Source organism: Bradyrhizobium erythrophlei (assembly GCF_042430365.1).
GTDB classification, from domain to species: Bacteria; Pseudomonadota; Alphaproteobacteria; order Rhizobiales; family Xanthobacteraceae; genus Bradyrhizobium; species Bradyrhizobium erythrophlei.
This window is the reverse complement of the sequence record NZ_JBHMET010000249.1, coordinates 37,746-49,742: the sequence shown is the minus strand read 5'-3', so window position 1 is coordinate 49,742 and position 11,997 is coordinate 37,746. Positions and strand designations below refer to the sequence as shown.

Annotated in this window: 8 protein-coding genes; 4 read left to right on the top strand and 4 right to left on the bottom strand. The window is 62.6% G+C overall.

What is annotated here, in order from left to right:
* Positions 1-390 precede the first annotated feature (390 nt).
* Together ACFFWD_RS37650 and ACFFWD_RS37645 are read right to left on the bottom strand one after the other, a co-directional pair.
* Entirely contained in the window at positions 391-2,640 is a 2,250-nt protein-coding gene (locus ACFFWD_RS37650) for a GNVR domain-containing protein (protein ID WP_376974360.1), read from the bottom strand.
* 27 nt (positions 2,641-2,667) lie between these two features.
* Positions 2,668-3,216 (bottom strand): hypothetical protein, encoded by a 549-nt coding sequence (locus ACFFWD_RS37645; RefSeq protein ID WP_376974358.1) that lies wholly within the window; start codon positions 3,214-3,216, stop codon positions 2,668-2,670.
* A 1,149-nt stretch (positions 3,217-4,365) separates the two neighbouring features.
* Here ACFFWD_RS37645 and ACFFWD_RS37640 point away from each other — a divergent pair.
* From ACFFWD_RS37640 to ACFFWD_RS37625, 4 genes are read left to right on the top strand one after another with little or no spacing between them, the layout of a single operon-like run.
* A complete protein-coding gene (locus ACFFWD_RS37640; protein ID WP_376974356.1) occupies positions 4,366-5,574 on the top strand; it encodes an acyltransferase family protein in 1,209 nt (402 codons plus the stop codon).
* A 2-nt stretch (positions 5,575-5,576) separates the two neighbouring features.
* Complete coding sequence (locus ACFFWD_RS37635) at positions 5,577-6,926, top strand: hypothetical protein (protein WP_376974354.1); 1,350 nt, start codon at positions 5,577-5,579, stop codon at positions 6,924-6,926.
* A gap of 25 nt (positions 6,927-6,951) precedes the next feature.
* The gene (locus ACFFWD_RS37630) at positions 6,952-8,058 is read left to right on the top strand and encodes an acyltransferase family protein (RefSeq protein WP_376974352.1); all 1,107 of its coding nucleotides are present in this window, start codon (positions 6,952-6,954) and stop codon (positions 8,056-8,058) included.
* Positions 8,055-9,149, top strand: coding sequence for an acyltransferase family protein (locus tag ACFFWD_RS37625; RefSeq protein WP_376974350.1), 1,095 nt, complete (start codon positions 8,055-8,057; stop codon positions 9,147-9,149). The genes ACFFWD_RS37630 and ACFFWD_RS37625 overlap by 4 nt, the downstream gene beginning before the upstream one ends.
* A gap of 25 nt (positions 9,150-9,174) precedes the next feature.
* On the opposite strand, the gene ACFFWD_RS37620 is transcribed toward ACFFWD_RS37625, so the two are convergent.
* Complete coding sequence (locus ACFFWD_RS37620; protein WP_376974348.1) at positions 9,175-10,311, bottom strand: glycosyltransferase family 4 protein; 1,137 nt, start codon at positions 10,309-10,311, stop codon at positions 9,175-9,177.
* A gap of 124 nt (positions 10,312-10,435) precedes the next feature.
* Positions 10,436-11,872: a lipopolysaccharide biosynthesis protein gene (locus ACFFWD_RS37615; RefSeq protein ID WP_376974364.1), complete on the bottom strand. Its 1,437-nt coding sequence runs from the start codon at positions 11,870-11,872 to the stop codon at positions 10,436-10,438.
* Between the last annotated feature and the right edge of the window lie 125 nt (positions 11,873-11,997).

Genomic DNA, 11,997 nt, shown 5'->3' with positions numbered 1-11,997 from the left:
AGCCATTGGAAAACTCCTGTCTGAAGGGTTGGGCTTCGAAAACCCGCAATCCTCTCAGACGGGAGCCTGCTCTTGCGATCCCTCCTCAATTGCCGCGCCAGCGGCTTCGTTCAATCCCTTCCGATTCCACCAGGTCGGAAAATGCTCTAGCGGGACCTGAACGGCGCTCTGTGCGCCGGCGTCCGGCCGGTCATCCGCGGGATAGCAGCGATGGTGGATGGTCAACCCGGCCTCGTTGACGAAATGCAGGGACACCAACCGCCCCCGGCCGGATCGACGTTATGAAACGACGACCAGGTCCAGGCCAGCGCGGCCGTCGCAAGCAGCACATTGATGCCGCGCGCCAGCCATTGCCCGCGCGCGGGCAGGCGGTTCCGCTCAACGCCGCCGTCAGGCACCTTCGACGTAGTAGCTGTTGTAGTGCGAGCCCTTGTAGGCCTCGATGCGCTTGAGCATCTTCGGGTTGGCGCGGTTCAGCACCGCTCCCAAGAGCTTCTTCTGGATCACTTCCGCGCCGGACACCGATTCCTGAAGGGCGCTGCGCGTCGTCTTGCCCCACTCGATCACATAGACCATCGCGTCGATCAGGTGGCTGACCGCCTTGGCGTCGGCGACCGGCATGACCGGGGCGAGGTCGATGACGATGTACTCATAGTGCTCGCGCACCACCGAGAGCAAGTCCGCCATCGCCCTGGAGGCCATGATGTCGGCGGAGTTGACCATGCGTGACACGACGAAGGACGGCAGGAAGTCGAGGCCGGTCTCGCTGCTGCGCTGGATGTGGTAGCCGAACGACCGCGGGTCCTTCAGCGCTTCGATCAGGCCGGTCTTGGCGTTCGGTGCGAGCTCGCGCGTCAGCGACCGGGTATGCAGGTCGCCGTCGATCAGGAGGGTGCGGTGTCCGGTCAACGCGGTCAGGTGGCCGAAATTGGCCGCGACCGTCGTCTTTCCTTCCTTCGGCAGCGACGAGATGATGCCGATCACCTTGACCTCGCGTGTCAGCCGCGCGACGTCGATCGACACCTTGATGTTGCGCAGCGTTTCCGCAAAGCGCGAGAACGGATGGTCGACGACGTAGCTTGAGATCACGGGCTCCTTGTCCCTCGGGGACTGCCCTTCGGACGGCAACAGCGCGCGCGCCTTCTGCACCGGGCTTGCCGGGCGAATGTCGGGGAGCACGCCGAGGCATTTCACGCCGAGCTCGTCCTCGACCTCGCCCGGCGCGCGCAGCACGTCGCTCAACAGCTCGCGGGCGAAGGCGGCGCCGAAGCCGAGGCAGAGCCCGCCCACCAGGCCGCCGAACAGCGCCAGCACGGTCTTCGGCGAGCTCTTCATGTCCGGCTTGGCCGCGGTGGCGATGATGCGAGCCTCGCTGATCGGGAAGCTCTGGTTCTGCGTTGCGTTCTGCAGCTTCTCGAGGAAGTTGTTGTAGAGGTTGCGATAGGTGTCGGCTGCGCTCTCGAGATCGCGGAGCTTGACCTGGGCCTGGCCGGTGTTGCCGGCCTGCGCCACGAGGCCCTTCACGTTCTGCTCGAGCGTGGCTTCGCGGCTCCTGGCGATCTCGTAATCGCTGCGATAGGCGTCCGCAATCCGGTGCACCTCGTCGGCGATCGCCTTGCGCAGCTCTTCCATGCGGTTGGCGAGGTTGACCGAGGCCTGATGGGTCTTGCCGTAGCGGGTCGACCAGTCGGCATATTGGCCCGCCAGGTCGAGATATTGCGCGCGCAGGCGGGTGATCACGCTGTTGTTGAGCGCGTCGGTGACGGTCGGCTGCGCGAGGTCCTTGTCGGAGATCGCCTCGATCCGGTCGAGCCGCGCCTTGGCTTCGGCGGTCGCGGTGCGGGCCTGGACCAGCTGGGTGTTGAGGTCGGAGAGCTGCTGCTCGGTCATCAGGCCGCGGCTGGTGCCGACGATGTTGTTCTCGGCCTTGAAGGTCTGCACCGCGCGGTCGCTCGCGGTGGCCTGCTCGCGAAGCTCGGCGCTGCGCTGCTGCAGCCATTCGCTGGCCCGCTTGGTCGACTGGTACTTGGCTTCGAGCGCGCCGACGATGTAGGCGTCGGCGATCGCGTTGTCGATGCGCGCCGCCTTGTCCGGACTAGCAGACTTGTAGCTGAGCGACAGCACGTAAGTGGTCAGCACGCGCTCGACCTTGAGGTTCTTCTGGACGGTCTCGACCACGGCGTGCTCGAGCTGCTCCCTCGAGGCCGGTGCGCCGGAGCGGAACAGCGCGGTCACCTTGCCGAGGATGATCGCGACGAGCCCGGGTTGGGAGCCGTTGAACTCCGGATCCTCGGTCAGGCGCAGCTTGCGGACGACCGAGAGAATCAAGTCGTCAGAGCCGATGATCTCGACCTGGCTGTCGACGTAGCCGGTGTCGATCAGCGCGCTGTTGATGCCGCTGTCTTTGTCGAGAACCTGGGTCTGGCGGGTATCCATCAGGATGCGGGCGTTCGCCGTGAACATCGGCTTCGCCGTCAGCAGATAGAGGAACACGAGCACCATCACGCCGCCGACCACGGCCGCGATCAGCGGCCACTGGCGGCGCAGCACGTCGACCACGCGCTCGAAGCTCAACACAGTCCCACCGAGCTCGATGCCGAATTTCTGGCCGGGATGAAACTGCTCTCTAGGCTGATACATTTGCAAGTTCACTGCACTCGGTGGTGGCTATTGCGGGAGTGGCATCGGCTCGAACGGGTCGGCGACGTCGGTCTTGAATTCGCCCGTCATCAGGCCCGTGCCGCCCTTCGGCTGCTTGGCGACCCGGGTGGGCGAGATCGATTGATCCTCACCGGCCGCCGAATAGCCGGTCAGCACCGCGAGGTCCTGAAGCCGTTGCACGAAGGCGTTGATCTTGCGCGCGGCATTGGGCTTCGTCGTGATGCATCGCGACTCCGCGACGCGGAGCGCGGCACCGATCGCCGTTCGATCGGCGCTGGTTGCCTCCGATATCAGCGTCCGCACCGCTGGCAGCAGCTCGGGATTGCTGACGAGATAGGCGGCGAGCCGGCCCTTCAGCTTCTCCTTGTCGTTGCGCAGGCTCTCAAGAAGGATTGAGGGCGTCTTGGCGAACGCGTTGAGATCGACCTGCGCGGCGCGTTCGGAAAGTTCGACGCACTGCGCGCGGCATGTGGTGACGGTCAGTCCTGATACGGCCGAGGCGATCAGCGCTGCGCCCAGCCATCGATGCCTTCTGATCCGCGTCTTCGGTTGCATTGTGGACTCGCCGTTCATTCAGGTCTCTTTGCAGGTCTCTTGGCTGATTGCGTACAAAGCTCAGAAATCGGTCGGTTATTTGCCATTCTGGCAAACAAGTGTGTCATTTTTTGTGCGCTGCAAAACTGTCCCTCGCGTTGTTCCGAACTAGCAAGTTCTGCGCCAAGGAACGAACGCGTGATCCATTGCAACTTGAATCGCGGTGAATTCGCGGCAAGCCCAATGCATAGGCAGCGATAATCAAGCCAGCACGACGCAGATGAAGAGAGTCCGATCCGATGCGTTGCGCAGATTCGACGCGAGCGATGTCGGTCACGACTTATGTACAAAAGACGGCAGGGCGAATCTGACGCCGAAAAAGTTTCCCTTGATTGCGGTTCGCAGGGGTTCCGGTCGGGAAATCAAAGCAAGTCGTCTTGCGTACGGCATGATCGATCGGTTGTGGCTGGGTTTCATACAACACATAGACGCATCCGGGTCAGGATCCCCAATAACCGGTGGCAATCGCCTTATCGGTTGCAAGGAACACGGCGCACGCGAATGTAGGTGGGGGCAGCAAGAGATTTCCACATCCGCGTCACTTGCATGCTGTCATCGAAATGCGACGTGGAACGGCTATGCCGGGGAGCCGGCGCCTGGTTCGCGAATGGAATCCGCGCTGACACGATCATTGTCATCGCGATGATGCGCGAGATGGCATGCAGCACGTTCAAGCTCTCGCGCTTTCGCATCATGAGAATAATGTGGTTGTTCCGCGTGGCCGGATGAATAAGTGCGAGCGATCGCGTGGTGAAAGTGTCCGATATGTGATGCCGATCGCAACAAAGCCGGAATTTGTACAAACTTCGTTCGTCACAGCTCAATCGAGATGCATTCCAACAAATCAATGCAAAGCGTAAGCCACCTGGCGCGGTGATCGGCAGCGCGTCGCCATCTTTTTGAGCGGCTCGTCTGTTTTTTGGTCGCGGAATCTCTTCAATGTCGTTCGATGATGTCGCTGCGTCTCGTTCAACAGGTTGCGCACGGCGTCGTCATGAAATTGCCGCTACCTGTGATGCATCACAGCGACGGTGCGAGGCGCGCAGCGTTGAAAGCGCACGTGAAGCCTTGTACAGGGTGTTGCAATGCAAGAGCGACGGGAATGTTGATGTGACTGAGCCTGTTCATCGTGAGAAAGCTCATGTCTTGCCGCTCGACAGCATCCGGGGCATCGCCGCGATCTCGGTGGTGATTCACCACCTGATTCTGATGCCGACCTTCCTTGCGGCATTTCCGCACAACGCGTGGATCAACTGGTCGTACTTCCGGAGTGCGTGGCTGTTGGTCGATCTGTTCTTCGTGCTGAGCGGGATCGTGATGTCGCTGAGCTACGTGAAGGGCGATTTCGGACATTTCTTGCTGCGCGAGTTTATGGTGCGACGGTTCGCGCGCGTCTATCCGCTGCACATTGTGATGCTGTTCGCGAACCTGCTGTTCCGCCTGCTGCGGATCGGCCTCGTAATGGCTGGCGTCGTCGTCGCGGCGCCCGCGGCATTCGAGGTCAACAACGCCTATTCGTTCGTCCTCAACCTGTTCCTGCTGCACTCGATGGGCCCGATCGACTATCTCAGCTGGAATGCGCCGAGCTGGAGCATCAGCGTCGAGTTCTACACCTATCTGGTGTTCGGTCTCGTGGTGCTGCTCGCCCAGCGGCTGGGATCGCTGCGGTCGCTCTATGTCTGCGCGGGATTGCTGGTGATCGGAAGCTGGCTCGTGATCGTGTTCGTGCTGCAGAAGAAGAGCCTCGGGCTGCAGACCGATTTCGGCATCCTGCGCTGCTTCGTCTCCTTCTTCCTTGGCGTGCTGACGGTGAGGGTGGTCGAGGGCCTGCCGCGCAAGATCGGTCCGGCCCTGCAGGGTGGGATTCAATTCGTCGCGATGATCGCGAGCGTCGCAGTGGTGTCCCTGGTGGAGTCTTACCCGGAGATCAGCTTCCTCGCGCCGTTCGCCTTCGCGATCTTCCTCGGATCGCTGCTGGCGTTCCCCGATGCGGTGCTGGTGCCGCGGATGCTGGTCGCGCGTCCGCTGGTCTGGCTCGGCAAGCGCTCCTATTCGGTCTACATGGTGCATGCGCTGGTGGTGCTGTTCGCCGAATATTTCGTGCGCGCGGTCGGGCATCGGTCGATCGCCGCGCTCGATTCGATCTGCGCCGGCCTGCCGGCGACGCTGAATTGCGCGATCTCGCTCGCCGCCGTGCTGGTGGTCTCGCACTTCACCTATCTCTATGTCGAGATTCCCGGCGGCAAGTTCGTCAGGCAATTGCTCCGCAGCCGGCCTGAATTCTCAAGGTCGCGCGCGGCCGTCGAACTGAGGCGGTGACGATGACCGCCATCGCCCAGCGGCAGGCGGCCGCGCCGATCAGCATCAATCTCGAATCGATCGCGCTCGGGGTCTATCTGGTCCGCGACGCGTTCGGCGGCGTGATGCGCTATTACACCAGCATCTTGCATCTGGATGCGCTGTGGTACGCCCCCGACGGCATCGCGATGCTGTGCCTCATCCAGTTCATCAGCCACTGCATCTTGCGCAACCGCAGCATCCTGGCGGCGCTGGTGTTGATCCAGATCGTGCTGTCGGTGGTGCTCGGCTACATCATGCTCGGCACGGCCAATGCCGCGTTCTCGTCGTTCAAGATGATGCTCCCGATCTTCGTCGGGTTCTGCTTCTGCGATTCGAACCTAGGTCACTACAAGAAGCTGCTCGCGGTGGTTGCCGTGACCTTCTACCTGTCGGTCGTCGGCGTGTTCCTGACCAAGTACTTCGTGATGCCCTGGGTCGGGTTCAAGTATGAATCGTTCGGCGCAGTGCGCGAGGCCGGTCGGCTGTGGTGGGCGTATGGCGGCGACGACCAGCGGCTGATGGGCTTTGCCGCCGATAACACCATGGCGGCGTTCTTCATCCTGATTTCGTACACGCTGACGTCGATCCGCAAGAGCACCACGTGGTGCCTGTTGTTCGGGGGGATCGCCCTCTATGCGATCCGGCTGACCACGAGCAAGACCACCATGATCGTGCTCGCGGTGTATCTGATCCTGCTGGTCCTGGTGCGGATGCTGCCCGAGCAGTCGCGGTTTCCGGCGATCAAGAAGATCGCGCTGTGGTCGTTCGTCTCGATCCTCGTGCCGTTCTTCCTGATTTTGGCGGCGGCGGGCACGGCGGCGGTTCCGCATACCACGATGTTCAGCATCCTGGACCGAATCAACAACAGCTGGCAGCTGCCGTTCGTCTATATGAGCCAGCTGATGCCAGTCGGCATCTTCACCGGCTGCGGTGCCGGCTGCTTCAACTATCCGCAGAAGCTGTTCTCGCCGCTCGCCGCCTATTGGGTGCCGGTCGATAATTTCTACATCGGGACCTACCTGATGTTCGGGCTTCCTTTCGCCGTCTTCATGGTGATGGTGATCCGCGCGACCTTTGCGGTCACCGACGTCTACAAGCTCTCCCTGATCTTCGTGTGCAACATGTTCACGATCACGGTTCTCAACTACGGACCGGCGACCGGCCTTCTGACGATTGCGCTGAGCTTCAGCGAGGTGTTCTCGCGACGCGCGGCGTCGACCGCACGGGCGGTCGATGCTGCGGTGATGGGCCGGCCGCGGCGGGTTCAGGCGCTCGGGCCGCAAGGCGGCTTCGGGGATATCGGCGGCGAGTTGCCGCGGCCGGTGCGCTAGGCGGATCAAACAGTGGGAATGCGCGATGCATAAACGGCTTGCATTCATCGATACGTTGCGCGGCATCGCCGTCATGGCGGTGCTGGTGCAGCACGTGCTCGAGGTGATCGTGCAGCATCACCCGACGGGCGAATACTATTGGGCGTTCCACGACGCGATCGGCTACTACGTCAATTGGGGCCGGTTCGGCGTCGTGCTGTTCTTCTTCGTCAGCGGCTTCGTCATCCCGTTCAGCTTCCCCGACAGCGCGACGCCGGTGCGCGACTTCGCGATCAGCCGCTTCTTCCGGCTTTACCCGGCCTACTGGACGTCGATGCTGGTCGGGCTCGTCACGATGCCGCTGCTCGACGACAAGAGCTACTCGCTGTCGCAGGTACTGGTGAACCTCACCATGTTCCAGACCTTCGTGAACGTGCCGAACCTCTGGGTCATCTACTGGACGCTGGCGATCGAGCTGATCTTCTATATCGGTTGCACCGTGCTGTTTGCGGCCGGGCTGTTGAACCAGCGCCTGACCGCCGTCTACATCGTCGTCGCGACGTCGCTGGTCTGCATCATCGGCCCGCTCGTGATCGAAAAGCGCTTGGTGTGGTCGCTGATGGAGGTCGCGCTGAACCTGACGGCGATGTTCATGGGCAAGATGGTCCGTGACACCGTGATCGGCGGAAAGCTGCGCTGGTGGCACGTCGCCGGCTGCATGCTGCTGTACGCGGTTTTCGCGGTCACCCTGTCGGCCAAGCGATTCGGCGGCGTCTATCAGGAGAATTTCTTCTCCACTTACTCGATCGGGTCGGCCTATGTCCTTGCCGGTCTGGTGTTCGTCCTGTTCGCCACGTTCGGCGAGCGGATGGCCTGGCGGCCGATGGCCTTCGTGGGCGTGATCAGCTACTCGATCTACCTGATGTCGCCGTTCGTGCTCGTCTGGGTCCATCATGGCATGAGCGTCGGCGATGGTCCGCTCGGATGGTCGCTGTTCGTCGCGGTCGTCGTCGCCGCGTCGATCGTGACGAGCTGGGCGACCTATTCGTTTGTCGAGAAGCCGTGCATCGCCTTCGGCCAGCGCTTCCGCTCGCAGCGCCGGCGGGCGGTGGTGCTCGAGCCGGCCCTGACCAGTCAGGGCGCCGCCGAGTGACGGCGCTGGCGCGCGAGCCTGCCGCCGCAGCCGACGGATCGTTCGTTCCGTCGGTGCAGGGCCTGCGCGGCATCGCGGCGCTCAGCGTGCTGATGGATCATTTCTACGACATGCCGAAGGGCGGGGTGTACGACATCCCGAACCCGGGCTTCCTACCGCCGATCTTGCCGTGGCTGCAATCGGTCATCAATGTCGGCGGCCACGGTGTCGAGCTGTTCTTCATGATCAGCGGATTCCTGATTCCAGCGAGCCTAGTGCGGCACGGATCGCTGCTGAAATTCTTCTTCGACCGGTTGTTGCGTATCATGCCGGTCTTCGTCGTGCTGCATCTGGCGTTGTTCGTGGTCGGCCCGATCGTCGGCTACAAATTCTTCCGCGGGATCGATGTTCCGAATTATCTCGGGATCTTCTTCGCCAATTTGTTCTTCCTGCAGGATGCGATCGGGCTGCCGATCGCCCAGCAGAACGCCTGGACGCTGACCTATGAATGGGCGTTCTACATCTGGTTTGCGCTCGTCTTCGCCGCGCTTCGGATCAGTGGCAGGCTGGCGGCGGCACCTCTGATCCTGCTTGGCCTCGCATGCGTGCTGCATTGGCCGATCACGGCGTTCTTCTGCATCGGCATGCTGTTCAGCGCCACCGACTTCCGCATCCGCGTCGCGGGGCGGGCCGGGCTTGCGCTGGGCTTGATCTGCGGCGCGGCGCTCTATGCGAGCCTGAAGCTGTTCCACCCCTTCGTCGGTCTGGTTCCGGGCTTCCTGCTGTTCGGTATGGTGCTGGCACAGGGATCGGGTCTCAGCAATGCGCTGAGCACGCCGGCGCTGCAATATGTCGGCAAGATCAGCTACAGCCTCTACCTCGTGCATCCCTTCGTGCTGTTTCCGCTGCAGATGATTGGCCTGAAGCTCGTCGCGATGGGCGTCGATCGCTGGCTATTGTGGGCGGGCTTCATCGTGCTGGGATCGATCCTGGCGTTGGCGGTGAGCGCGATCAGCTATGAGCTGATCGAGGTCAGGCTGCGGCGCCTGCTCGACAGTGCGTTTCGCGGCTGGCTGTTCCGCCCGATCGGCAAGGTCGAGCACTCCGTCTGACCGCGACGGGCGAGGGCGGCGCCGCTCAGGCCGCGACGCCGGCGAGCTTGCGATAGCTCGCATAAAGCCCGTCGGCGATATGATCCCAGTTCATCGCGCCCATTGCCGTCTGGCGCGCGCCGTCGGCAAGCGTCGCGGCGAGCGATGGTGAGGTGAGCACGCGCTCCAGCGCGTCCGCGAGCGCATTGGCGTCGTCAGGCGGCACCAGCAGGCCGTTGACGCCGTCGGTCACGACGTCGGGAATGCCGCCGGTCGCGCTCGCGACGACGGGACGCTGGTTGCCGAATGCCGATGCCAGCACGCCGCTCTGGGTGGCGTCCTTGTAGGGCAGCGCGACCACGGCTGATGACTGGAAGAGGGCGCCGGTGTCCGCGGGCGAAACATAGGCGTTGATTGCCTCGATCGTCGGCATCGCGGCCATTCGCGCGCCAAGCCGCGTCATCTCGGGCCCGCGGCCGGCGACGACAGCCTGGTGATGAACGCCGCGCTTGCCCAGCGAGTCGATAGCATCGAGGAAGACGTCGAGGCCCTTGTAGGCCCACATGCGGCCAAAGAAGAGGATGCGTCCCGCGCTCGGCTGGACCGGCGCTGCGCTCTCCGGCGGCACCATCAGCACGCCGTGCATCGAGGAGATCATGCCACCCTTGAAACCGGGCGAGGCGCGGCGGAAATCCGCGATGCAGCTCTCGCCGTGCAAGGTGACAAGCGATGCGGCATTGCGCATCCGCGTGCGCAGCCGTTCCTCGCTCGGACCCGTGCCCGAGCCGCCTTCCGAATGTGGAACGGCGTCATGGACGGTGAGGACCTGCGGGATGCCTGACAGCCGCAGCAGCTCCATCAGGACAGTGGTGTAGTAGTCGGGGCATTCGTGGCAATGCACGATATCGGGGCGAAAGGCCAGGACGTCGAGAAAGGAGGTCGGCAGCCCGATCGCACCGAAGCGACGCAGGCTGAGGTCCCGGATCCGGGCGTCGAACGCCAGCGGCACCGGAATTGCAGACAATTCCCACTGCGCGTTGGCGTCCTTGCGGTTCAGGACCAGGCGGACGTCGCAGTGCCGCGACAGTCCGGCGGCCAGTCGATACGAATATTCCGAGAAGTGCGGCGCGTAGATCGCGACCCGAAGACGTCGTTTTCCGTGAGTTGCCTGAGTTCCGTGCACCGATAGCTCTAAACGATCGTTTGTTGGCGTAGCGTTGACCCTACAACATTCCAATTCGCAAGTCGTGCTGGAATGGCGATCAGCAGCATGCGTCGCGAACGCGGCTGAATTCAGGCTTGCGTCGTCATCGCAGTTGCCTGCCGGCGAACCGCGGCACATAGCGGCGGATTTCGCGGCGGCTGACCGGAAACAGCGCGATGATCACGAAGGAGACCGCGTAGGAGAGGCAGAAGCATGCCGCCAGATCCCAGAGATCATGGACGAATCGTGCCACCAGCCAGCTATGTAGAAAATAGGTTGCGGCCACCGACGCAATCGCGCCGGCGAAATGCGGTGCGATCACCTTCATGACATCTCGATGACCAACCGGACCGCGTCGTCCGACCAGCCACCACAATATCGGCGTGCGAAGGCACTCGCTGACCGAATACGCGGTCGCGACTCCAACCGGCCCGAACGGCAGTCCGCAAACAAAGGCGAGAATCGAGGCGGAGGCGCTGAAGAAGCCCCACCGCATATATTCCTTGGTGCGCCCCTGACTGAGAAACAGCCAGTTCGCCGGGCTGTTCGTGGTTTGCAGCAGCCCGGCAACGCTGAGGCCGATGAAGATCGGCGTGACCTCCTTCCACCGCGGGCCGAGCAGCGTCGTCACCAGCGTGTCCGCAGTCCCGATCATGAAGGCGACGCCGGGCAGGACGACGAGGAAAGCCGGCAGCACAGCATGTCGGAACGAGCTCAGGTAGCGCTCGGGCTCCTTCAGCAGGCTCGACAGCGTCGGAAGCATGATCCGTATCATCGGATTGGTGACCTGCTGCAGCGGAAACAGCAGCAGACGGTAAGCGCGGTTGTAGGCGCCGAGCGACGTCGCGCCCCAGACCTTTCCGATCAACACGCTGTCGGCGTTGCGGGACAGGAATTCGGCAAAATTGAATCCGGTCACGCCCAGTCCGAAATGCAGCATGTCCCGCGCGCTCACGACCGAGCCGGGCTTCGACGGTAGCCATCCCGAACTCAGCCACGCGCCGCTGGCAAGCACCACGCCAGACGCCAGGCTGCCAGCGAGAATCGCCCAATAGCTGTGATAGTAATAAGCGACCACGATCGAGGTGAGAAGGCCGGTGATGGCAGCCGCAGATTCCAGGGTGGCAAGCGTCCAGAATCTCATCTGTCGGGTAAGCAGGGACAGGTGCTGAACGTCGGCGCCGCTGAGCAGCAGCGTCGCGCTCATTGCGGACGTGAGCGCGACGAGATTTGGATCGCCATAGAACATGCCGACGAGCGGCGACAGCGCGACCTGCGTGAGCGCCAGTAGCGCGCCGACCGAAAGGTTCACCCAGAACAGGGAGCTCAGTTCCTTCTGTGTCAGCACTTCCTTCTGGACCGTTGCGTAGCCGAGCCCCATGTCCTGGAACAGGACCGCAAACGCCAAGACCGGGGACGCCATCGCATAAGTGCCAAAGTCCATGGGAGTCAGCAGGCGAGAGAGGACAACCACCGAACCGGCTTGCGTCGCTACACGCACGATCTGAGTTACGATTCCGGCAAGAGCACCCTTCCGCACATTCCTGGAATGTTCTTCCTCGGAGAAACGTAGGTTAAGATCGTTCAACTTCGGTGTCCTTGTGTGACATCTTCAGGTACCCGGATGATCGAACCGATTTCAATTTCTCGGGGTCTTCGCTGGCA

What these genes read in the sequence shown, in the direction of transcription:
- ACFFWD_RS37650 (WP_376974360.1), bottom strand. Translation starts at nt 2,640, where the DNA reads ATGTATCAGCCTAGAGAGCAGTTTCATCCCGGCCAGAAATTCGGCATC.
- ACFFWD_RS37645 (WP_376974358.1), bottom strand. Translation starts at nt 3,216, where the DNA reads ATGCAACCGAAGACGCGGATCAGAAGGCATCGATGGCTGGGCGCAGCG.
- ACFFWD_RS37635 (WP_376974354.1), top strand. Translation starts at nt 5,577, where the DNA reads ATGACCGCCATCGCCCAGCGGCAGGCGGCCGCGCCGATCAGCATCAAT.
- ACFFWD_RS37630 (WP_376974352.1), top strand. Translation starts at nt 6,952, where the DNA reads ATGCATAAACGGCTTGCATTCATCGATACGTTGCGCGGCATCGCCGTC.